We start from the raw sequence: 22,440 nt of genomic DNA, 5'->3' as shown, positions 1-22,440 counted from the left end.
GAACGAGATCACCATGGTCCCGGCGGTCTGGCATCCGGACCCCATGGAACGGAGCCGCCAGGTCGGACCGCCGCAACCGTTGCGGTGGAACGCCCGCCGCCCGTGCAGCTGCAACAGAGAAGGCCGAGAGGTGCAGTGATGGAGGCAGGGGCTGTGGAGGTCTCACCCCGTCACCCTGCCGTAACGCGTCCCATCCACTTCCCGTTATCCACAGGCAGCTCAACTACTGGTCCCAACATGCCGTTACGACGCGCGTGTGACGGCGTGTTGGGACCAGCAGATGGCTACTCGGGGTCGGTGATGTCGGCGACGGTGGCGCCGAAGGCGGCGATCAGGGCGTCGGCATCCACGAAGAGGGAGTAGCCGTGCTCGCCGGCGCCCATCGAGACGGTGCGGCCGAGGATGCTCGCGTCGGCGACCACGGGCCAGGCCGTGGTGCTGCCGAAGGGGGTGATGGTCCCGCGCTCGTAGCCGGTCGCCGCGAGGGCGACGGACGCGTCGGGCAGCTGCAGCTTGTTCACCTGCAGCACCGAGCGGAGCTTGGGCCAGGCGATCTTGCGACCGCCGGGCACGAGCGCGAAGACGAACGTGTCGTCGCTGCGCTTGACGACCAGCGTCTTCACGATGTCGGACGGTTGGATGCCGAGCAGCGACGCGGCCTCCTCAAGGCTTCGGGCGGCGGGACGTTCGATGATGCGGATGTCCACACCTCGCGCCTGCGCATCCTCGGCCACTCGCTCGCGACCGGTGCTCACAGCACCGCCAGCGGGGGAGTTGTCCACCTGTTCCGGGCTCTCGGCCATAGTTCAGCGCGCCTTCTGGGAGAATCGAGTGAGATGTCTACCACTGCCACCCTAAGCCACGCGCCCCAGCTGACCATCGGTCCGCTGCAGCTCAACGTGCCCGTGGTCCTCGCGCCCATGGCGGGGATCACCAACACCGCCTTCCGGCGGCTCTGCCGCGAGTTCGGTGCCGGGCTCTACGTCAGCGAGATGATCACGTCGCGCGCCCTCGTCGAACGCACCCCCGAGTCCCTTCGGCTGATCACGCACCACGAGTCGGAGACCCCGCGGTCCATCCAGCTCTACGGCGTCGACCCGAAGACCGTGCGCGAAGCGGTGACCATGCTCGTCGCTGAAGACCGCGCCGATCACATCGACCTCAACTTCGGCTGTCCCGTCCCCAAGGTGACCCGGAAGGGTGGTGGGGCGGCCCTGCCGTGGAAGCTCGGGCTCTTCCGCGAGATCGTCGAGGGAGCGGTCAAGGCCGCAGGCGACATCCCGCTCACGATCAAGATGCGCAAGGGCATCGACGACGACCACCTGACCTACCTCGAGGCCGGGCGCGTCGCCGAGGGAGCAGGCGTCGCATCGATGGCGCTGCACGCGCGCACGGCGGCGGAGTTCTACTCCGGTCACGCCGACTGGTCGGCGATCGCGAAGCTGAAGGAGACGGTCACTTCGACGCCCGTCCTTGGCAACGGCGACATCTGGTCGGCCGCGGACGCGATCCGGATGGTGGAGGAGACCGGCTGCGACGGCGTCGTGGTCGGCCGCGGCTGCCTCGGGCGCCCCTGGCTGTTCGGCGACCTGGCCGCCGCCTTCCGTGCTCGCGCCGGTGAGATCACCGCGGCGGAGGCCGAGGCTGCGCAGGCGCATCCGACGCTCGGACAGGTCGCGCAGGCGTTCCGCAGGCACGCAGAACTGCTCGTCGAGTTCTTCGACAGCGAGGAGCGCGGCTGCCGAGACATCCGGAAGCACGTGGCCTGGTACTTCAAGGGCTATCCGGTCGGCGGCGACCTGCGGGCGAGCCTGGCCACCGTCGACACTCTCGAGCACCTCGACGAGCTGCTCGCGACCCTCGACGCCGACCAGGAGTATCCAGGGGAGGCCGCGGAAGGCCAGCGCGGGCGCGCCGGCTCGCCGAAGCGTCCTGCTCTTCCCGACGGCTGGCTGCAGAGCCGTGAGCTCGACGGCGCACAGCGCGCCGAGGTCGCCGATGCGGAGGTGCATAACAGTGGTGGATGACGTGGCGGCGACCGCACGCCCGACGGCCTCTAGCGGCGAGACGATCGGCGGTGGCTACACCGAGCACGACCAGGAGCGGTGGATGCCTGAGCACCACTCCAACCGCCGGAGCGACTTCGCCCGCGACCGGGCGCGGCTGCTCCACTCGAGCGCGCTGCGACGGCTGGCGGCCAAGACGCAGGTTCTGAGCCCCACCGCCGGGCTCGATTTCGCGCGCAACCGGCTGACGCATTCGCTGGAGGTCGCCCAGGTCGGTCGCGAACTCGCCAACAGCCTGGGGCTCGACCCGGACATCGTCGACACCGCCTGCCTCGCGCACGACATCGGCCATCCACCGTTCGGCCACAACGGCGAACGGGCGCTCAACGCGTGGGCCGACGACATCGGCGGATTCGAGGGCAACGCACAGACCCTCCGGCTGCTGAGCCGGTTGGAGCCCAAGGTCTTCGGCCGTGACGGCCGCCCGTACGGCCTGAACCTGACGCGGGCGAGCCTCGACGCGAGCTGCAAGTATCCCTGGCCGGCTTCCAACTCGGTGGCCGATCCGAGCGGTCGGGCGAAATTCGGGTTCTACGCCGACGACCGGGCGGTGTTCGAGTGGATGCGCACGGGCGCTCCTGAGCGTCAGCGCTGCATCGAGGCGCAGGTCATGGACCTCTCCGACGACATCGCCTACTCGGTGCACGACTTCGAGGACGCCGTGGTCAACGGTTACATCGACGTGGCGGCGCTGGGCAGCCGGGTCGACCACGAGGACCTGGTGGAGTCGATGCACGAGTGGATCGGCGGCGAGATCAGCCACGAGCACCTGATCGAAGCCTTCGACAGGCTCGACAGCATGGATATCTGGCTCGATGGATGGGACGGCTCGCGCCGTTCGCAGGCCCGGCTGAAGAATCTGACCAGTCAGTTGATCGGACGGTTCGCTCACGCCGCCGTGCATGCGACGAAGGAGTCGGCCGGCCGGACGGATCTGATCCGCTTCGGGGCGGACGTCGTGGTTCCGGAGGGCATCCAGGCAGAGATCGCCGTGCTGAAGGGCATCGTGGCGACGTTCGTGATGTCCCGGAACACTCGTCAGCCGATCTACGCGCAGCAGCGGCAGATCCTGACGACCCTGGCCGACCTGCTGTTCCAGCGCGGGCCGGCCGAACTCGACCCCGGATTCGCCGAGGACTGGCGGGCCGCGTCGACCGACGACGAACGCCGCCGCGTGGTGGTGGATCAGGTGGCCAGCCTCACCGACCAGTCGGCGTTGGCCTGGTACGAACGGCTCGTGCAGCACTGAGTCGCAGAGAACTGTGACGCACAGAAGGGACGCTGGGCGCGCAGCCCGGGCTTGAATACCTCGGCCCTGTGCAGAATGCTGGGAGTCGAGCCTCAGGAGGAGACCAATGAGCACCGCAGAACCACCGACGGACGGCGAGCGCCCCACCGAGGGCGGGTCGGCGACGGACGGCTCGGCAGCAGCGGAGGCGGCACAGCCGGCCCCCGTCACGCCGGGAACGCGTCGCCGCACGCCGCGCACGTCCACGGCAAGCGGTGCGACTCGCACGCCTCGCGCGGGAACCACTGCGAAGGCTGCTGAGGCGAAGCCGGCTGCAGCATCCAAGCCCACCGCCGCAGCGAAGCCTGCCGCAGCCAAGAAAGCCGCTACGGAGAAGCCTGCCGCCGCAGCGAAGCCTGCCGCCAAGAAGCCTTCCACGCCGCGCACCCGCCGCACGGCCGCGAAGACGGCGGCGATCGCTCCGGAGGGCGAGGCTCCGGGCATCATGGATGCCACGCTCGGCGCGCGCGAGCCGCTCGCCACCGCCGCTCCGACCACCGCCGCTCCGACCACCGCCGCTCCGACTACCTCAGCCAGCACGGACACCTCCACGTCCCCGGCAGAACCGCTGATCGAGAGCGGCGAAGCAGCCTCGACCGACAACGCCACGACGAAGCGCCTCCCCACTGCGGCGGAACTCTATGCGGGTACCGCGTCGGGCGTGTCGTCCGCGGCCGCGGTTCCGGCCGATACGGTGAGCACGGAGCCGGCTGCCGGCCCCGATGAGGCCACGCAGGAGGCTCCAGTGGATACGACCGAGGCTCGCGAGACGCCCGAGGCCACCGAGGTCGTCGCGACCGAAGTGATCGCGCCCGAAACCGTCGCGCCCGAAACGGCCGCGCCCGAAACCGTCGCGACCGAAGTGATCGCGCCCGAAACCGTCGCGCCCGAAACGGCCGCGCCCGAAACCGTCGCGCCCGAAACGGTCGCGCCCGAGGCCGGCACCCCCGCCGACGCGCAGACCGACCCGAGCCAGCCGGGGCACGGACGCACCGTGACCGACCTCGCCGACCGCCTGGACGACTCGCGCTTCTTCTCCTCGCTGTTCGACTTCACCTTCACGAACTACGTGACGCGCAAGCTCGCGGGTCCGGTGTACGTCGTCGGCCTCGTGCTCATCGGCCTCGGGATCGTGGTCGGCTTCACGAACTCCCTGACGTCCGCCATCGCGACGCACGCGCCGATCGGGGCGTTCGTCTTCCTCTTCGGCGTGCTGATCACGCTGGTCGGGGCCATGCTCAGCGTGCTCCTGCTCCGCGTCGGGATCGAAGTGTTCTGCGCCATCATCGAGATCGCCCAGAACACACGTCGCCGTCGCCCGCCGGGGAAGTAGCAGGACAGTAGCCGGGGCGAGCCCGGGGGAGTACTCCACAGATTCGGCCGAGCCGGACCGAGTGTCTCCGCGGCTCACTAGAATCGAGATATGGCCGGCCGGATTCGACAAAGCGACATCGAAGAGGTCAAGGCCCGCACCAACATCGGCGACATCGTCGGCGACTACGTCAGCCTGAAAACGGGTGGTGTCGGCGCGCTCAAGGGCCTCTGCCCGTTCCACGACGAGAAGAGCCCCAGCTTCTACGTGCGCCCGGGCGTGGGCCGCTACCACTGCTTCGGCTGCGGCGAGGGCGGCGACGTCTACGAGTTCCTCCTCAAGATGGATCACGTGTCGTTCACCGACGCGGTCGAGCGTCTCGCGGCCCGGATCGGGTACCAGCTCCACTACGAAGAGGGTGGCGGCGGCCCATCGGAGGGCTCCGGAAACCGGGCGCGGCTCCTCGCCGCGAACTCCGCGGCGGAGGAGTTCTTCCGCGACCGGCTCTCGGCGCCCGACGCCGACCCCGGCCGCCGGTTCCTCGGTGAGCGCGGTTTCGACTCGGCCGCAGCAGCACACTTCGGCGTCGGCTTCGCCCCGAAGAGCTGGGATGAGCTCACCAAGCACCTGCGCGGCAAGGGATTCACGCAGGAGGAGCTGCTCACCGCCGGGCTCGTCTCCCAGGGCGACCGCGGTGTGTACGACCGGTTCCGCGGTCGGCTGATCTGGCCGATCCGGGATGTCACCGGCCAGACGATCGGCTTCGGCGCCCGCCGGCTGCTGGAGGACGACAAGGGTCCGAAATATCTGAACACCCCCGAGACGCCGGTCTACAAGAAGGCACAGGTGCTCTACGGCCTCGACCTCGCCAAGCGGGACATCTCCCGGCAGGACCAGGTGGTGGTCGTCGAGGGTTACACGGACGTCATGGCGTGCCACCTGGCCGGCATCACCACGGCCGTCGCCACGTGCGGAACGTCGTTCGGCGTCGATCACATCAAGGTGATCCGCCGCGTGATGGGCGACGACAACAGTCAGGGGTCGGTGATCTTCACCTTCGATCCGGATGCCGCAGGCCAGAAGGCGGCAACGCGTGCGTTCGGCGAGGAGCAGCGCTTCTCAGCGCAGACCTATGTCGCTGTGGGTCCGGACGGCCTCGACCCGTGCGACCTGCGGCTCTCCAAGGGCGACGATGCGGTGCGCCGCATGATCGACGCGCGCAAGCCGATGTTCGAGTTCATGATCCGCCAGGTGGTCGAGCGATTCGACCTCGACTCGGTGGAGGGCCGCGCCGCCGCGCTCCGCGCGGGAGCGCCGATCGTCGCCACCATCCGCGACCCCGCCTCGCAGAACGGGTACACGCGCGAACTCGCGCGACTCTCCGGAGGCGACCTTCAGGATGCGGTGCGAGCTGTGCGTGCGGCCCAGCGCGGCGGCTCCCGAGACGGCTCGGGCGGAGACTCCCGCGGCCGTTCCCGCGACGGCCAGGGCGGCACCGCGCAGGGCGGCGCCGACGGCACGTCCGGCCCGGGCGGCGAAGGTCAGGTCCAGCTGTCGCGAGCCGAGCTCTCCGACCCCACACAGCGCACCGAGCGCGAGAGCCTCATGGTCCTGCTGCAGCTGCCCGGCGAGGTGGGCGCCGAGCGGGCCGCCCGCGCCGTCCAGGTGCCCTTCGTGAACCCCACGCACGCCGTCGTGCGGGACGCGATCGCCAGCCAGCTCCCCACGATGACGCAACCGGGGTGGGTCGACCGCGTCCTCGCCGAGGTGCCGCAGGCGTATGCCCCGACGGTGAACGGGCTCGCGGTCGCGGCCCTGCCGCAGGGCGGCGACCCTGGCCGCTACGCCCGGTCGATCGTCGACGGCCTGATCGACCGTGACCTGCTGCGCGAGAAGGCGGAGCTGACATCCCGCCTCGGCCGCACGGAGGAGCCTGAACTGCGCCGCCAGATCGAGCGGGCGATGGTCGCGATCGAGACCGAACGGCGCCGTCTCCGCGGCGAATGACGCTCCTGCGAAATCCGTCGCCGTTCGCCCCGATAGTCGCTCTTTTGTTGCGTCCCTGTAAAGATCGCGCCCGGATCCCTATCCGAATGCATGAATCGTGACCTTTCCGTGCTAGGAAAGTTCTCACGCGATGGGCGACCCGCATGCCTGCGACGACGCCGCCGCGATCCCACACCAGGAAGAGGTAATCGGATATGACATCCGCACACAACGGCGGACGGCGCCTGCTCGCCGTATCCGCCGCGTTCGCAGCAACGGCACTGGTGCTCGCCGGCTGCTCGGGGAGCAACAACGGCTCCGGGGGAGGCGGCGGCGCCCTGACCGTCGGCACGACCGACAAGATCACGTCGATCGACCCGGCCGGCTCGTACGACAACGGCTCCTTCGCCGTGATGAACCAGGTGTACCCGTTCCTTCTGAACACGCCCTACGGCAGCCCGGACGTGAAGCCGGACATCGCCGAGAGCGCCGACTTCACCTCGCCGACCGAGTACACGGTCAAGCTCAAGCCGGGCCTGAAGTTCGCTAACGGTCACGACCTCACCTCGTCGGACGTGAAGTTCACGTTCGATCGTCAGAGCAAGATCAACGACCCGAACGGGCCGGCATCGCTCCTCGCGAACCTCGACAGCGTCTCGACCCCGGACAAGACCACGGTCGTGTTCAAGCTGAAGGTCCCGAACGACCAGACGTTCCCGCAGGTGCTCTCGAGCCCCGCCGGTCCGATCGTCGACGAGCAGGTCTTCTCGGCCGACAAGGTCACGGCTGACAACACCATCGTCAAGGGTCACCCGTTCGCCGGTCAGTACGACATCACGAGCTACGACTTCAACAACCTGATCGCGTACAAGGCGAACCCGGACTACAAGGGCCTCCTCGGAAAGCCGGCGACCGAGAAGGTCAACGTCAAGTACTACGCCGAGTCGTCGAACCTGAAGCTCGACATCCAGAAGAACGCGATCGACGTCGCCTACCGCAGCCTCTCGGCGACCGACGTCTCGAGCCTCCAGGGCAACAACAAGGTCAAGGTCGTGAAGGGCCCGGGTGGCGAGTCCCGCTACATCGTGTTCAACTTCAACACCCAGCCGTACGGCGCCACAACGCCCGAGGCCGACCCGAAGAAGGCACTCGCCGTGCGCCAGGCGGCGGCAGACCTCGTCGACCGCTCGGCGATCGCCGACCAGGTCTACAAGGGCACCTACACCCCGCTGTACTCGTTCGTTCCGGACGGCCTGACCGGCGCCACCACGGTCCTGAAGGACCTGTACGGCGACGGCAACGGCGGCCCGAGCCTCGACAAGGCCAAGCAGGCCCTGCAGTCGGCGGGCGTGACCACCCCGGTCTCCCTGAACCTGCAGTACAACCCGGACCACTACGGCCCGTCCTCGGGTGACGAGTACGCACTGGTCAAGGAGCAGCTGGAGAACGGCGGCCTGTTCAAGGTCAACCTGCAGTCGACCGAGTGGGTGCAGTACTCCAAGGACCGCACGTCCGACGTGTACCCGGCCTACCAGCTGGGCTGGTTCCCGGACTACTCCGACGCCGACAACTACCTGTCGCCGTTCTTCATCAAGAAGAACTTCCTCGCCAACCACTACGACAACGCCGAGGTCCAGGACCTCATCGCCAAGCAGGCGGGCACGACCGACAAGGCCGAGCGCACCAAGCTGATCGAGGAGATCCAGGCCAAGGTCGGAGCCGACCTGAGCACCCTGCCGCTGCTGCAGGGTTCGCAGATCGCCGTCGTGGGCAAGGACGTCTCGGGTGCCGACAAGACGCTCGACGCCTCGTTCAAGTTCCGCTACGCGGCTCTTTCGAAGTAATCCGGCCCTGAGCCACCAGCTCTGAGCCGAACCGGGGGGTGGCTCGCTCACGCAGCGAGCCGCCCCCTTTCCACGAACCACCACGATTGGCTTCCATGACAGCGACTGTCAGTGCTCCGGCGGCGGGACCCGCCCCCGGGCCAGAACGGACGAAGGCGAATCGACGTCCGGGAGGCGGCCTGGGCCGCTACATCCTGGTCCGCGCCCTCCTCATCATCCCCACCATCTTCATCCTGGTCACCGTCGTCTTCTTTCTGATGCGGTCGACCGGTGACCCGATCACCGCCGCGCTCGGCGGCAAGCTGCCCCCCGAGCAGCTCGCCCAGCGCGTGCACGAGGCCGGGTACGACCGCCCGATCTTCGTCCAGTACTTCGAGTACCTGGGCCAGCTCCTGCGCGGCGACTTCGGCACGACGTTCACGGACAACCGGCCGGTCACCGAGGTGCTGCTGACGTACGGCGCCGCCACGCTCGAACTCGCCTTCTACGCACTCATCGTCGCGTTCGTCGTCGGCATTCCGCTGGGCCTCGTGGCCGCGTACTTCCGCGACAAGGCTCAGGATGCGAGCCTGCGCGTCTTCGCGATCCTCTGCTACGCGACGCCCGTCTTCTTCGTGGGCCTCGTCCTGAAGCTCGTGTTCTCGATCTGGCTGGGATGGCTCCCCGTGTCGGGGCGCGCGTCCACCGGCTCCGAACTCGAAATGCAGACGCTCGAGAACAAGACCGGCATCTACCTGATCGACGCGTTCCAGACCGGCGACCCGGCAGTGGTCGGCGACGTGCTGACGCACGCCATCCTGCCCGCCGTCGCGTTGGGCCTGCTGACGGCCGGCATCTTCCTGCGCCTGGTCCGGACCAACGTGATCGGGACACTGTCGACCGATTACGTGGATGCCGCCCGCTCACGTGGCGTAAGCGAATCCCGGCTGCTCCGGAAGCATGCGTACCGGCCGGCGCTCATCCCCATCATCACGGTCATCGGTCTGCAGATCGCCCTGCTGCTCGGCGGCGCGGTGCTGACCGAGTCGACCTTCGAGTGGAAGGGCCTCGGCTTCCAGCTCGTGCACTACCTTCAGGCGCGCGACTTCGTCGCCGTGCAGGGCATGGTGGTGCTGCTCGCGGTGATCGTCACGCTCACCAACTTCGTGGTCGACATCATCGCGGCCCTCCTCGACCCGAGAGTGAGGTATTGAGATGTCCACGGCATCGCTCACCTCCCGCAAGCGCTCCCTCTGGGACCGCCTCCCTGTCGTCCACCAGCTGCGCCAGAGCGTCGGACTGCAGCGCGGGATGCTCGTCGCAGGCCTCGTCATCACGGCCGTCTTCATCCTCCTGTCGATCTTCGCTCCGCTGGTCGCGCCCTACGGCTTCGCGCAGTCGAAGGCCGACGGGGTGTCGTTCGGCGCGCAGCAGCCGCCGAGCGCCGCCCACATCTGGGGCACCACCTCCGGCGGCTACGACGTGTTCTCCCGGGTGATCTGGGGTACCCAGACGGCGATCCTGGTGATGATCGTCGCGGTGATCCTCTCGATCTTCCTCGGAGTGTTCCTCGGCCTGATCTCGGGATACTTCGGCGGCTGGCTCGACCGTGTTCTCGTCGTGCTCTGCGACGCGATCTACGCGTTCCCGTCGCTGCTGCTCGCCATCGTCATGGCCATCGCGATCAGCGGCGGGCAGTCGAGCCTCTGGGGCGGCATCCTGGCGGCGGCGATCTCGATCACCGTCGTGTACATCCCGCAGTACTTCCGGGTCATCCGCTCGGAGGTCGTCCGCATCAAGGCGGAGGCGTACGTCGAGTCGGCGAAGGTCGTCGGGGCGAGCAACAGCCGGATCATGTTCCGTCACGTGCTGCGCAACTCCACCCGCACCCTGCCGCTGATCTTCACGCTGAACTCGTCCGAGGCGCTCCTGACCCTCGCGGGCCTCGGCTTCCTCGGGTTCGGCATCGAGCCGACGGCCGCAGCTGAGTGGGGTTATGACCTCAATAAGGCCGTGGATGACGTGACCAGCGGAATCTGGTGGACCTCGATCTACCCCGGTCTTGCGATCGTGCTCGTGGTGCTCGGCATCACGCTCGTGGGCGAGAGCCTGAACGACCTGGCCGACCCGCGCCTTCGCGGCCGCCGTCGTGCGGCCGCCGCCTCCGGCGAGGTCGCCGAGACCTCGGTGGTGCCGGGCGGCACCCTGACCGCCGGTCCCGGCGGAGTGGACGGCCTCGAGGGCGGCGAGTCCTTCGACGAGCACGGAATCGAGGTACGTCCATGAGCGACGACGTCGTACAGATCAAGGACCTGTCGGTCACGTTCTCCACCGACGCGGGCGCCGTCAAGGCGGTCGATGGCGTGAGCCTCACCGTGGCGCCGGGGGAGGTGCTCGCGATCGTCGGCGAGTCCGGCTCGGGCAAGACCGTGACGGCGAAGACGATCCTCGGGCTGCTCCCGGAGACGGCGACCGCATCCGGCGCGGTCATCCTCCGCAGTCGCGACGGCGGCACCGAGGCGGACATCGTCTCGATCGGTAAGAGCAAGCTGCGCGAGGTGCGCGGCACCGACGTCGCCATGGTGTTCCAGGAGCCCTCGACGGCTCTCAACCCCGTCTATCCGGTCGGCTGGCAGATCGCCGAAGGGCTGCGGGCGCACGGGAAGCTGTCGAAGAAGGAGGCGCAGGCCCGGGCGATCGAGATCCTGCAGCGGGTCGGCATCCCGGAGCCGGAGAAGCGGGTCAAGTACTACCCGCACCAGTTCTCCGGCGGCCAGAAGCAGCGCATCGTCATCGCGATGGCGCTCGTGCTGAACCCCGGGCTCATCGTCGCCGACGAGCCCACCACGGCGCTCGACGTGACGGTGCAGGCCGAGATCCTCGACCTGCTCCGCCGCTGCCGCGACGAATTCGGCGCGGCGATCGTGCTGATCACCCACAACATGGGCGTGGTCGCCGATCTCGCGGATCGGGTCGCGGTCATGTACCAGGGCAAGGTCGTGGAGCAGGCGGAGGTGCGGACGCTGTTCGCCGACCCGCAGGCGGACTACACGAAGAAGCTGCTCGCCGCCGTGCCCAAGATCGGGCAGGGCCTGATGGCCACGCAGGACCGCGCGATAGCGCGAGCCGAGCGTCCGATCGAGGCGCCTGTGGTGCAGGCCCGCGATCTGCGCATCCAGTATCCCGGCCGGCTCGGCCGTCCCGGGTTCGTGGCGGTCGACGGAGTGTCGTTCGACATCCATCCGGGCGAGGTGCTCGGCCTCGTCGGTGAGTCCGGCTCCGGCAAGACCACGATCGGTCGTGCCATCGCGGGGCTCAACCGGGTCACCGGCGGTTCGCTGCAGGTGCTCGGCCAGGAGATGAACGGCGTCCGCGAGCGGCACTTCCGCAAGGTGCGCAGCGACATCGGATTCGTGTTCCAGGACCCGGCATCCAGCTTCAACCCGCTGCTCACCATCGCCGAGTGCGTCGCCGAGCCGCTGGTGGTGCACGGACGCGCGAGTTCGGCCGGCGATGCCCGCAAGCGGGTGGATGAGCTCCTCGAGGCCGTTCAGCTGCCCCGCGCCTACGGCGACCGCTTCCCGCACGAGCTGTCCGGTGGACAGCGGCAGCGTGCGAGCCTTGCGCGTGCGCTGGCCCTCGAACCGTCCCTCCTGATCGCGGATGAGCCCACCTCGGCTCTGGATGTGTCGGTGCAGGCGCGCGTGCTCGAACTGTTCGCCGACCTGCAGCGCGAGTTCGGCTTCGCGTCGCTGTTCATCAGCCACGACCTGGCCGTGGTGGACCTGCTGGCCGACCGCATCGCCGTGCTGCACCGCGGCATCCTGGTCGAGGAGGGGACCGGCGCCGAGGTGCTCGGCAGCCCTCGAGAGGCGTACACGCAGCGGCTGCTGGCCTCGCTGCCCGTCCCCGACCCGATCGAACAGGCCGACCGGCGGGAGGCGCTGCACCAACTGCAGTCGGAGAGCGCTTAGGGTCGAATATGTGAGTTCCGAGCCCGCCATCGTCGTCAGCGACCTGTCCGTCGAATACCCCGCGCGGGGCCCGAGCGCATCGTGCGTGGCCCTGCGCGGGGTGAGCTTCCGCCTCGAGCACGGGCAGGTGCTGGGCGTGCTCGGCGAGACCGGCTCGGGCAAGAGCACGCTCGCGCAGGTACTGGCCGGCCGCGTGCTCCCGGCGCGTGCGTCCGACCCGGGCCCGCGGATCAGCGGAGGCGAGGCGTCCGTGCTCGGGCACCCGCTCCGCAAGGCCCGCAAACGCGACATCGCCGAGGTGACCTTCCACGTCGGATACCTGCCGCAGGAGGCGGCTGCGACTCTGGAGCCGTCGCTCAGCGTGCAGGACAACGTCACGCTGCCGATCTTCGAACGCGACGAGCACTACCCGCGCCGGGCGGCGGGGGAGCGCGCGGCCACGATGCTCGACACGGTCCACCTGCCGTTGAGCGTGCTGAACAAATACCCGTACGAGCTGAGCTCCGGCCAGCGGCAGCGTGTCGCCCTCGCGCGTGCGCTGGTGCTCGGGCCGAGCATCCTGATCGCCGACGAGCCGACGGCGGGCATCGACGCGACGGTCCGGGATGCGGTCATCGACCTGCTCGCACAGCTGCGCGCGCATCCGGACTTCTCCGCGGTCGTCGTCAGCCACGACCTCTCCGTGCTTCGCCGGGCGACCGACACCTCGCTGGTGCTGCAGGGCGGACGGCCGGTCGGCTACGGGCCGATCGAGGACGTGCTCGCCGACCCGACGCATCCCTTCGTCGCCGGACTCGCGCGCGCCCTCAAGCCGCCGGCGCAGCGGACCGAGCGGCGGCCGCAGCGTGCCGCCACGCGGCGGGCCGCGAAGGACCTCTGATGGCAGACGAACGGACGAATGGGGATGCAATGAGCGACGGTTCTGCAGGACCGCGTCACCGGGCGGTGCTCGCCGTCGAGGCGACGCAGTTGTCCGCCGGGGAGCGACCGGAGTCCGGCCCGATCGCGGTGCTGCCCGAGCCGGAGAAGCAGTTCGTGGATGCGGTCGAGGCCGCCGGCGGCACGGTCGAGCCGCTCTCGGAGCGGACCCGTGGCGTCGTCTGGCTGTCGAACAAGGATGCCGCGGCGTTCCCGCCGGTGCTGGAGGCGCATCCCGGCATCGGCTGGGTGCAGCTGCCGTTCGCCGGCGTCGATGCGTTCGCCGACATCCTCTCGGCCGAGGACCGCCCGGGACTCGTGTGGACGAGCGCGAAAGGCGCCTACGCGCAGCCCGTCGCCGAGCACGCCCTGGTGCTGAGCCTCGCGCTCTTGCGGGTGCTGCCCAAGCGCGTGCGCGCGCGATCGTGGGCCACCGAGCCGGAGGGGCGGTCGTTGTACGGGCTCGACGTCGTCATCGTCGGCGCCGGCGGGATCGCCCTGGAGCTGATGCGGCTGCTGGAGCCGTTCGGAGTGCGCGCGACGATCGTGCGACGGTCCTCCGCTCCGGTCGAGGGAGCCGTCCGGACGGTTTCCGCCGACCGGCTTGCCGAAGTGCTGCCCACGGCGGACCTCGTGGTGGTCGCCGCGGCGCTCACTGGTGGCACGCGTCACCTGTTCGGCGCCGACGAGTTCGCCGCCATGAAACCGACCGCGTACCTGGTCAACATCGCGCGCGGCGGCCTGGTCGACACCGATGCCCTGCTCGAGGCCCTGCGTTCCGGCGCGATCGCCGGTGCCGGGCTCGACGTGACCGAGCCGGAGCCGCTGCCCGACGGGCACCCGCTGTGGGACGAGCCGAACGTGATCATCACCCCGCATCAGGCGGACACCCCCGAGATGACGGCGCCGCTGCTCGCCGAGCGCATCCGCCTGAACGTGCGCGCCTTCCTCGACGACGGCCGGTTCGTGGGCGTGGTCGACCCGTCGGCGGGGTACTGAGTGTGGTGCTGAATATGACGCGCGCGGGATGCGGCCCCGATTTCTCGACGGGCCGCGAATATTGCTAGAGTAGCTTCGCTGATCAAGCATTCCTCGATAGCTCAATTGGCAGAGCAGCCGGCTGTTAACCGGCAGGTTCTTGGTTCGAGTCCAAGTCGGGGAGCCAGTGAAACCCCCGGCCTTCTGCGGAAGGCCGGGGGTTTTCGGTGTCTGGCGATCCTGTGATGGAATGGAGCGTGCGGTGACCGGTGACGACGCAGAAGCGCCGATCGCGGCGTCATGGTCGAACAACTCCGCTGTGCTCGCAGCGTTGATCCTGCCCGTCTTGATTGTGGTCGGCGTCTCGATCGCCGTTCGCGTCCATTCGGTCGGAGAGATCGTGTTCCTGGCGTTGTGGTTCGGAATTCTCGGGTGGAACGCGTACTGGTTCCTCTTCCGAGTGGTCCGCCGCCTGGAGCTCCGTGGTGAGACGCTGTACTGGTACGCGATCCTGCGGCGTGGGAGCGTTCGCGTCGAGGACATCGTGGGGCTTTCGCGGATGCGCGGTGCGCCGGGAGTGCTGTTCCTGCGTACGCGCGCCGGCGTTTCGCCCGCGATCCTCGTGCGTGGCGGGTTCGGTACGTTCCTTCGGCACCTGCACCGTATGAACCCTGCTGTGCCGGATCGTCTTCCGTTCGCCGCGCGGCTCATGAGCGGTCCGCCCTGGCGGTGACCTGGCTGCGCGGTCTTTCGCGTGGTCGGGTGTCCTGTTTTCAGGACATGGGAGTTGTCTGGCCCCGATTCCTCCCCCTTTTCAGGACATAGCAGCGCATAGAACGTGCGATCTCCTGAATACAGGACGCCGCCAAAGCATCCCCGCCCGGATCGTGTCGTGCGGGTGGCGCGGCCGACGCCATCCTGTATTCAGGACATCGGCGCTGGGGGAGCGCACTTTCTCCCCCTATTCAGGACGTGGCTGCACGCAAGAGGCGCAAAGTCCTGAATACAGGAGCGCCCCTACTGCCACCCCGGCTGCACGAGCCCGGTCTCGTACGCGAGGACGACGAGGTGGACGCGGTCGCGCGCATCCAGCTTGGTCATGATCCGGGACACGTGCGTCTTGGCGGTCAACGGGCTGAGGTAGAGCCGCTCGCCGATCTCCGTGTTCGTCAGGCCGTGGGCGACCAGCGCGAGCACCTCCCGCTCGCGGTCGGTCAGTTGCTCGAGCCGCGCGGTGTCCGGGGCGGGGCGAAGTCCGCCCGAGACGCGCTCGATCAAACGGCGCGTCACCCCGGGGGAGAGCAGCGCATCCCCGGCGGCGACCACCCGCACCGCACGGATCAGCTCGACCGGTTCCGTATCCTTCACCAGGAATCCGCTCGCGCCGGCCACGATCGCCTGCGCCACGTACTCGTCCAGCTCGAACGTGGTCACGATCACGATGCGCGTACCGGCCAGTGCCGGGTCGGCGACGATCTCGCCGGTCGCCCAGAGCCCGTCGCCGTCGGGCATGCGGATGTCCATGAGCACGACGTCGGGATGCGTCTCCCGCACCACGTCGAGGGCCGCGCGTCCGGTGCCGGCCTCGCCGACGATCTCGACGTCGTCCTCAGACTCGAGCAGGGCGCGGAAACCGGCCCTGACCAGCAGCTGGTCGTCCGCGAGCGCCACCCGGATCACGATGCGCGCCCCGAAGCGGGCGACGAAGACGCCCGGCCGGACGGGATGCGCGCCTCCACGACGAGACCGCCGCCCTCTGCGCCGCGCACCTCGAACCGCCCGCCGAGCAGCTCGGCGCGCTCGCGCATCCCGAGCATCCCTCTGCCCGTCGAACCGCCGTCGGCGAGGTCGCCGGCGACACCGGCCCCCGGGCCACCGGGCTTCTCCTCCGGAAGCCCGCGCCCGTCGTCCTGCACCGTGAGCACGTACCAGCCGCCCTCCTCGACGAGCCGGATGGACACGGCGCGCGCCTGCGCGTGGCGGCCGACGTTCGTGAGCGACTCCTGCACGATCCGGTACAGCGCCAGCTGGGTCGCCGCCGACGGGGTGGAGGTCAGCTCGCGGTCATACGACACGCGGAGCCCCGCCTTGCGATACGTCTCGACCAGCACGGGGATGCGCGCAAGGTCCGGCTCCGGAGACCGCGACGCGTACTGCTCGGTCCCGCGGAGGAAGCCCAGCACACCGCGGACCTCCTCCAATGCCTGTCCGCTGGTGGCCTTGATCGCTTCGAGGCTCTCGCGCGCCTTCTCCGGACGGGAATCGAAGAGGTGCAGGCCCACGCCGGCCTGGACACTGATCTGCGACAGCGAGTGCGCCAGCACGTCGTGCAGCTCCCGGGCGATGCGCAACCGCTCCGCCTCGGCTGCCGACTCGCGCCTGGCCGCGACCGCGCGTGCCACCTCCCGGTAGCGTTCCCGGCGGTTGCGGAGCGCCTCGCCGACCCCCAGGAGCAGCACGAGGATGAGCGCGATGATCAGCGGGCGCAGCATGGCGGCGGGCTGGCCGCGCAACAGGTAGGCGGCCACGGGACCGGCGATCGCGAAGCCGGCGAGCGTCCACCACGCCCAGACCCGGGCGCCGCGCACGACCGCGCTGACGACGGCGAAGGCGAGGGGGACCGCCGAGAAAGGGGGGCCGGTCGTCACCGCGATCGCGGGCCCGCACAGCACCGCGATGGCCACGACCGTCGGTCCGGGATACCGGCGCGCACCGAGCAGCAGGAACGATGCGGCGAAAGCGAGCAGAGCGAATCCCAGCGTGACCGGGTCGTTGGCGGCATCCCGCCCGGCGATGAAGAGCCCGGGGATCTGCACGAGCGCGGCGACGATGGGGGCGAACCAGCGCGTGCCCGGCGGGCGCCCGCGTTCGCCCCATGGCGGACGTGACCACCGCTCGGAGGGGTTGGACCAGCGGTCGGCAGTGTGGGGCCCGGACTCGGGAGGCGCGCTCCAGCCGGGATCGGCGGACGCGTTCGAGGGCATTACCTCATGCTAGCCACGGCGCATCCACTCGACGTCGGCCGCGGGGTGTCTCGCGGCTACTCCCCTGGGAGTACCCGGCGGGCGCCCGGCGGACGCCCGGGCGGCTCACGGGTTGTGCTCGGCGTCGAAGCCGCCGTCGTCCGGCTGCTGGTCGAACAGGTGCCCGAACGTCGGACCTCCGAAGGCGGTCAGGCCTGCCTCGCGCTCGAGCGACTCCCGGTTGGACGCCTGGTCGTTCTCGTACTCGGTGACCGGGTCGTCCGGGTCCTCGTTGCTGCGGTCGTCCGCGTCGTGCCTGCCGTCGTCATGCTCCATGGGCGCATCGTATGTCCAGGGTGGGCCCTGCCGACAGGGACTGGTCGGCAAGTGAAGGAGATCGGGCGTCGAATCTCCTTCGAATGGCAGTACTGAAGGAGATTCGGCCGGAGGGGCGACGAAACTCCGTCGTAAGGGAGGGGAGGCGGGGGGCCTGCTCCCGGGGGAGTAGGCAGGAACGCTCCCGCCGGCCGATTCGCCGACGCCGCCGCCCGGCGAGGCTGTGGGTGACGGTTCGCGGATGGCGCGGGCCGCACACCGATTGGACAGACATCATGCTCAGCTCACTGGCCACCGCCGTCGCCGCCGCGCCGTGCGCCGTCGCGTACGGCCCACACTTCTTCGGCTGGTGGTGGATCTTCATCCCGATCTTCTGGATCCTCGTCTTCGTGCTCATCTTCGGCTTCGCCGGGCGGCGCTGGCGTCGGGCTGCCATCGCACGCGGTGGATACTCCGGCTGGGGCCCGAACGGTGGAACCCGCTCCGCCGAGCAGACGCTCGCACAGCGTTACGCCAACGGCGACATCGACGAGCAGGAGTACCGGGCCCGTCTGGAGGTGCTGCGGGCCAACCGCGACACCGCCTGACCCATCCCGGACGGGCGGCCGCCGAGTTATCCACAGAGCTCGGCGGTCGCCCGTCGCCCCGCCTGCGCGGCCCGGTAGTATCAACCGGGCCGCGCAGCCGCGTGGCCGGATCGGACAGAAGGAACGGAGCGGAGATGGACGTCATGCTGCTCGCAGCCGCAGGGCTCGGGCTCGCCGCGCTCGTCTTCCTCGTGCTCTGGCTGTGGGAGCGGAGCGGCCGCATCCGCCTGCGCGACACCCGGCAGGAGTCGGAGTGGGACCGCATCGACCGCGAGCTCGACCTCGCCGAGCAGGCCGGCCGGTTCCGCATCATCGGCGATCTGGGGGATGTGGCGATCCAGTCGGTCTCGCGTCTGGTGACGCAGGCCGAGGGTGTCCGTTACGCCGCCGACGCGGACCCAGCGACCGCGCTCCGCTCGGTCGCTGCGCTCGAGACCTCAGCCCGTGACGCCCTCGCCGACCTCCGTCGCCTGCAGGCTGTGGCACGGGAAGCGCAGGAGTCCGCGCTGCCGCAACCGAGCCTCCACTCCGCCCGCGACCTGTTCCGGGTGATGCGGGATGCCGGACTCGCCGTCACCTTCACCGAGAGCGGTGAGCGCTTCGAACTGCGGCCGGGCGCCGAACTCGCCGTGTTCCGCATCCTGCAGACGAGCCTCGAGAACGCGCTCAAGCACGGCGGCGCCGGCACGAATGTCGCCGTTGCGTTCGCCTGGACGCCGGACGGACTCCAAGTGAGCGTCGAAGACGACGGGATCCGCGCGGCCGCCCGCAGGCTCGGCCTCGATCGCGACGGGGTCGACCAGGCGACGGCGTACAGCATCGCAGACGACGTCCGCGCCCTCACGGAGCACTACGAAGGCGCAGGGATGATCGAGATGCGGGAGCGCGCTGCCCTCTTCGGCGGGACGCTGAACGCGCAGACCGTGCCTGGGGTCGGCTTCACGCTGTCCGTCGTCTTCCCGGCGCTCCGCCACCACAACGGCGTGCACGGGGTCGATCTGCGGCGCTGACCGCCGGCCCGTCTCCGGGCGCCGACGGCTTTCAGTCCTCCAGGTGGTCGCGGCCCGGCAGCCAGCTCAGCCCGGGCACGCCCCAGCTGTTCTTCCGCTGCGTCTTCAGCGCCGCCTTGCCGAACGGATGCTCCAGACGGTCGACGTAGAGCACGCCGTCGAGGTGGTCGTACTCGTGCTGGAAGATCCGGGCCAGCCAGCCGTCCGCGCGCACCTCGTACTCCGCGCCGTCGAGGTCGGTGGCCTGCAGGATGACACGCTCGGCACGGCGCAGCGGGAAACGTTCGCCCGGGAACGACAGGCACCCCTCCGACTCGCTGTCCTCATCGAGCTCGCCGACGGCGAGCGGACTCTGCCAGAGGGTCGGGTTGATCGCGACCCCGCGGTGCAGCGCGCCGTCGTCGGCGCTCCACCCGTACACGAAGAGCCGCAGCGGCACGCCTACCTGCGGTGCGGCGAGCCCCACTCCGGGCGCTTCATCCATCGTCTCGAACATGTCCGCGACCAGCGCACGCACCTCATCATCGATCTCGGCGACGGGCCTGGCGGGGGAGTGGAGTACAGAGTCACCGGTGATCCGGATCGGGAGGACGGCCATTCAGCAAGACTATCCGGATCATTCCCGGTAGGGTCGTGGGGTGGGTACGGAACTGATGGACGCTTTCGACCTGTCCTATCAGCCCAGCCAGCTCCTGGGCATCCCGGTCGCGCTGGTCGGTGCCTGCTTCCTGTCTGTCGGCGCGCAGTTGCAGCATCACGGCGTCGCCAAGGTCGAGGCGACCGCCGGCCATGCCGAGTCCGGACTGGGTGTCCGCGCGCTCGGACTGCTGCTCGCCCGGCCGTCCTGGGTGATCGGGACGCTGCTGCTGGGTCTCGCGATCGTGTTCCAGCTGGTCAGCCTGAAACTGTCGCCCCTCATCCTCGTCCAGCCGCTCGGTGTCGTCGGTCTCGTGATCACGAGCATCCTGAACGCCCGGGTCAGTGGCGTGAAGCTGAACCATCAATCGGTGGTGGCGGTCACACTCTGCGTGAGCGGCGTCGGTGCGTTCGTCCTGCTCGCCGCGGTCTTCGCCCGCGATCTGCCGGTGACGAGCCGGGCGCTGATCGTCATCCTCATCATCCTCGCCGTCGTGCTCATCGCGTTCGGCGTCCTGTTCTACTTCCTGCGGCACCGGTTCAAGGCGCTGATCTACATCGTGGGCGCGGGCGTCCTCTACGGTTTCGTGGCGACTCTCGCCAAGGTCGCGATCGACCGCATCTCGAACCAGGAATGGGACTGGCTGCTGGTCCTCTGCATCGTCGCGCTGCTGCTGGCCGCCGTCCTCGGCGCCTACTTCGTGCAGAACGCGTACTCCTCGGGGCCGCCCGATCTGGTCATCGCCGGCCTCACGGTCATCGACCCGATGGTCGCCGTCACCATCGGCATCGTCGTGCTCAACGAGGCGGCGGGCGCCCCGTGGTGGGCCATGGTCGGCTTCGCACTGACCGGCGCCGTCGCCGTCTTCGGTGTGGTCCGGCTGGCGAAGTACCACCCGCAGAGCGCGTCGGACGCGCCGGTCGCTGACCGCATTACGGACGTAGCAAGGGAAACCCGCCTAGACTAGGCCGTTGAATCGACCGGGCACACCCACTCGCCCGGACCGCGAACACCGTCGCAGGGTTCGCCTTCCGAAGCACACGACCGTAGGGAACGAACAACGTGCCTGATACGAGCGGACCGCATCCCACACCGCCCGCCCCGGCAGCCCACAAGCCGCTGACCATCGTCATGGGCTGCGACACCTTCGCCCCCGACGTCAACGGGGCCGCCCGCTTCGCCGAGCGCCTCGCCGCCGGCCTCGTCGAGCGCGGCCACGATGTGCATGTCGTCGCCCCCGCCGCGAGCCGTGCGCACGGCACGTGGGTGGAGGAGCACCAGGGCAGCAAGATGACGGTCCACCGGCTCCTCAGCTGGCGCTGGTACCCGCACGACTGGCTGCGGTTCGCGCTCCCGTGGACGAGCAAGGCGAACGCACGCCGGATTCTCGACGAGGTGAAGCCGGATGTCGTGCACATCCAGTCGCACATCGTCGTCGGGCGCGGGCTCGCAGCGGAAGCCGAGAAGCGCGGCATCCGGATCGTCGCGACCAACCACGTGATGGCGGAGAACGTCGTCGAGTTCACCCTCCTGCCGAAGTTCCTGCAGAAGATCTTCGTCAAGCTCTCCTGGGCCGACGCCCGCAAGAGCTTCGACCGCGCGGAGTCCGTTACCACGCCGACACGCAAGGCGGCGGAGTTCCTCGAAGCGTCGACCGGCCTGCGTGGCGTCCACGCCATCTCCTGCGGCATCGACGCCCACAACTACATCCCCGACTTCACCCAGCGGGCGGGCAACCACATCCTGTTCGTCGGCCGGGTGACCGGCGAGAAGCAGATCGACGTGCTGCTCAACGCGATCAAGCTGCTGCCCGCGAGCCTGGATGCGCGCCTTCAGATCGTCGGAGGCGGCGACCAGCTGAGGAACCTGCAGACCATGGCGGAGACCATCGGCATCGCCGACCGGGTCGACTTCCTCGGCTACGTGAGCGACGAGGAGCTGCGCCAGGCGTACACGCACGCGACCGTCTTCGCGATGCCGTCGATCGCCGAGCTGCAGTCGATCGCGACGATGGAGGCCATGGCGTCCGCCTTGCCGGTGGTCGCCGCTGACGCGATGGCGCTGCCGCACCTCGTCCACGACGGTGAGAACGGTTACCTGTTCCGCCCCGGCGACGCGCAGGACCTCGCGGACAAGCTGGAGGGCGTGCTCACGCTGCCCCAGGAAGAGCTGGATGTGCTCAAGCGCGGCTCGCTCCGCATCGTCGCCACGCACGACATCCAGACCACGATCAGCACCTTCGAAAGCCTGTATCGTGGTGAGCCGGTGGCCGACCCGGTGACGGACGCGGCCCCCAGCGTGCCCGCACCGGAGTGACCCGGGCCGGCGCACGATCGGGGCGGTAGCTCAGGACGCCGCCCCCGGCTGCGACGACTATCTCGATATAAAAAGAGTCCTCCGCGTCACGATTCGCCCGTTTCCGCGTCGTCATTGGTGACGGGGTCATTCCCCGTACGGTCGCAAACCGCGCCGCCCCTTCCGGATGCCGGGTGAGGGACACAGGTTCGCGAGTTCGACGGAGAACGAGAGGAGATTTCCATGCGGAAATCTCAGACCGCGAAG

The 22,440-nt window shown here is 69.3% G+C and carries 20 protein-coding genes and 1 tRNA gene; 16 read left to right on the top strand and 5 right to left on the bottom strand.

All coding sequences use genetic code 11. The features are described 5' to 3' along the window. Nucleotides 1-284: 284 nt before the first annotated feature. Complete coding sequence (locus AB4Z18_RS08685; RefSeq protein ID WP_441782281.1) at nucleotides 285-803, bottom strand: aminoacyl-tRNA deacylase; 519 nt, start codon at nucleotides 801-803, stop codon at nucleotides 285-287. 33 nt (nucleotides 804-836) lie between these two features. Between AB4Z18_RS08685 and dusB the strand changes: the two genes are divergently transcribed. The 12 genes from dusB to AB4Z18_RS08625 all read left to right on the top strand — a co-directional run bounded on the left by dusB (nucleotide 837) and on the right by AB4Z18_RS08625 (nucleotide 15,078). After that, a complete protein-coding gene (dusB, locus tag AB4Z18_RS08680) occupies nucleotides 837-2,027 on the top strand; it encodes a tRNA dihydrouridine synthase DusB (RefSeq protein WP_441782280.1) in 1,191 nt (396 codons plus the stop codon). Next, complete coding sequence (locus AB4Z18_RS08675; protein WP_441782279.1) at nucleotides 2,017-3,315, top strand: deoxyguanosinetriphosphate triphosphohydrolase; 1,299 nt, start codon at nucleotides 2,017-2,019, stop codon at nucleotides 3,313-3,315. Before dusB ends, AB4Z18_RS08675 begins: the two co-directional genes overlap by 11 nt. Before the next feature lie 106 nt (nucleotides 3,316-3,421). Next, nucleotides 3,422-4,687 (top strand): DUF4282 domain-containing protein, encoded by a 1,266-nt coding sequence (locus tag AB4Z18_RS08670; RefSeq protein ID WP_441782278.1) that lies wholly within the window; start codon nucleotides 3,422-3,424, stop codon nucleotides 4,685-4,687. 90 nt (nucleotides 4,688-4,777) lie between these two features. Beyond that, the gene (dnaG, locus tag AB4Z18_RS08665) at nucleotides 4,778-6,673 is read left to right on the top strand and encodes a DNA primase (RefSeq protein ID WP_441782277.1); all 1,896 of its coding nucleotides are present in this window, start codon (nucleotides 4,778-4,780) and stop codon (nucleotides 6,671-6,673) included. Nucleotides 6,674-6,867: 194 nt separating this feature from the next. After that, nucleotides 6,868-8,496, top strand: a complete 1,629-nt coding sequence (locus AB4Z18_RS08660) for an ABC transporter substrate-binding protein (RefSeq protein ID WP_441782276.1) — start codon at nucleotides 6,868-6,870, stop codon at nucleotides 8,494-8,496. Between the two features lie 95 nt (nucleotides 8,497-8,591). Next, nucleotides 8,592-9,689, top strand: coding sequence for an ABC transporter permease (locus AB4Z18_RS08655; RefSeq protein WP_441782275.1), 1,098 nt, complete (start codon nucleotides 8,592-8,594; stop codon nucleotides 9,687-9,689). A 1-nt stretch (nucleotide 9,690) separates the two neighbouring features. Further along, nucleotides 9,691-10,761 carry an ABC transporter permease gene (locus tag AB4Z18_RS08650; protein ID WP_441782274.1) on the top strand — a complete coding sequence of 357 codons (1,071 nt, stop codon included), beginning with the start codon at nucleotides 9,691-9,693 and terminating at the stop codon, nucleotides 10,759-10,761. Further along, nucleotides 10,758-12,449 carry an ABC transporter ATP-binding protein gene (locus AB4Z18_RS08645; protein WP_441782273.1) on the top strand — a complete coding sequence of 564 codons (1,692 nt, stop codon included), beginning with the start codon at nucleotides 10,758-10,760 and terminating at the stop codon, nucleotides 12,447-12,449. The genes AB4Z18_RS08650 and AB4Z18_RS08645 overlap by 4 nt, the downstream gene beginning before the upstream one ends. 10 nt (nucleotides 12,450-12,459) lie before the next feature. Then, complete coding sequence (locus AB4Z18_RS08640) at nucleotides 12,460-13,329, top strand: ATP-binding cassette domain-containing protein (RefSeq protein WP_441782272.1); 870 nt, start codon at nucleotides 12,460-12,462, stop codon at nucleotides 13,327-13,329. Next, complete coding sequence (locus AB4Z18_RS08635) at nucleotides 13,329-14,366, top strand: D-isomer specific 2-hydroxyacid dehydrogenase family protein (RefSeq protein WP_441782271.1); 1,038 nt, start codon at nucleotides 13,329-13,331, stop codon at nucleotides 14,364-14,366. The genes AB4Z18_RS08640 and AB4Z18_RS08635 overlap by 1 nt, the downstream gene beginning before the upstream one ends. A 90-nt stretch (nucleotides 14,367-14,456) precedes the next feature. Then, nucleotides 14,457-14,532 (top strand) — tRNA-Asn (locus tag AB4Z18_RS08630). Between the two features lie 75 nt (nucleotides 14,533-14,607). After that, nucleotides 14,608-15,078 (top strand): hypothetical protein, encoded by a 471-nt coding sequence (locus AB4Z18_RS08625; RefSeq protein ID WP_441782270.1) that lies wholly within the window; start codon nucleotides 14,608-14,610, stop codon nucleotides 15,076-15,078. Between the two features lie 284 nt (nucleotides 15,079-15,362). Here AB4Z18_RS08625 and AB4Z18_RS08620 read toward each other — a convergent pair whose 3' ends face one another. From AB4Z18_RS08620 to AB4Z18_RS08610, 3 genes are all read right to left on the bottom strand, one after another. Further along, on the bottom strand, nucleotides 15,363-16,025 hold the full coding sequence (locus AB4Z18_RS08620) for a response regulator transcription factor (RefSeq protein ID WP_441782269.1): 663 nt from the start codon (nucleotides 16,023-16,025) through the stop codon (nucleotides 15,363-15,365). After that, on the bottom strand, nucleotides 16,022-17,329 hold the full coding sequence (locus tag AB4Z18_RS08615) for a sensor histidine kinase (protein ID WP_441782268.1): 1,308 nt from the start codon (nucleotides 17,327-17,329) through the stop codon (nucleotides 16,022-16,024). The genes AB4Z18_RS08620 and AB4Z18_RS08615 overlap by 4 nt, the downstream gene beginning before the upstream one ends. Before the next feature lie 105 nt (nucleotides 17,330-17,434). After that, nucleotides 17,435-17,644 (bottom strand): hypothetical protein, encoded by a 210-nt coding sequence (locus AB4Z18_RS08610; protein ID WP_441782267.1) that lies wholly within the window; start codon nucleotides 17,642-17,644, stop codon nucleotides 17,435-17,437. 275 nt (nucleotides 17,645-17,919) lie between these two features. Here AB4Z18_RS08610 and AB4Z18_RS08605 point away from each other — a divergent pair, with 275 nt between their 5' ends. Further along, nucleotides 17,920-18,231, top strand: a complete 312-nt coding sequence (locus AB4Z18_RS08605; RefSeq protein ID WP_441782266.1) for an SHOCT domain-containing protein — start codon at nucleotides 17,920-17,922, stop codon at nucleotides 18,229-18,231. Nucleotides 18,232-18,365: 134 nt separating this feature from the next. Continuing rightward, nucleotides 18,366-19,241: a sensor histidine kinase gene (locus AB4Z18_RS08600; protein ID WP_441782265.1), complete on the top strand. Its 876-nt coding sequence runs from the start codon at nucleotides 18,366-18,368 to the stop codon at nucleotides 19,239-19,241. Nucleotides 19,242-19,272: 31 nt separating this feature from the next. Here the strand turns inward: AB4Z18_RS08600 and def are convergent, their stop codons facing one another. Then, nucleotides 19,273-19,839, bottom strand: coding sequence for a peptide deformylase (def, locus tag AB4Z18_RS08595; protein ID WP_441782264.1), 567 nt, complete (start codon nucleotides 19,837-19,839; stop codon nucleotides 19,273-19,275). Nucleotides 19,840-19,879: 40 nt separating this feature from the next. Between def and AB4Z18_RS08590 the strand changes: the two genes are divergently transcribed. Both AB4Z18_RS08590 and AB4Z18_RS08585 read left to right on the top strand, forming a co-directional pair. After that, nucleotides 19,880-20,845: a multidrug DMT transporter permease gene (locus AB4Z18_RS08590; protein ID WP_441782263.1), complete on the top strand. Its 966-nt coding sequence runs from the start codon at nucleotides 19,880-19,882 to the stop codon at nucleotides 20,843-20,845. A gap of 95 nt (nucleotides 20,846-20,940) precedes the next feature. Further along, a complete protein-coding gene (locus tag AB4Z18_RS08585; RefSeq protein ID WP_441782262.1) occupies nucleotides 20,941-22,194 on the top strand; it encodes a glycosyltransferase in 1,254 nt (417 codons plus the stop codon). Nucleotides 22,195-22,440: the final 246 nt, after the last annotated feature.

Origin of the sequence: Leifsonia sp. 2TAF2, assembly GCF_052115085.1 — a bacterium.
In the GTDB taxonomy this organism is placed as follows: domain Bacteria; phylum Actinomycetota; class Actinomycetes; order Actinomycetales; family Microbacteriaceae; genus Leifsonia.
Note: the sequence above shows the minus strand (reverse complement) of the source record. Positions and strands in the feature narration are given on the sequence as shown.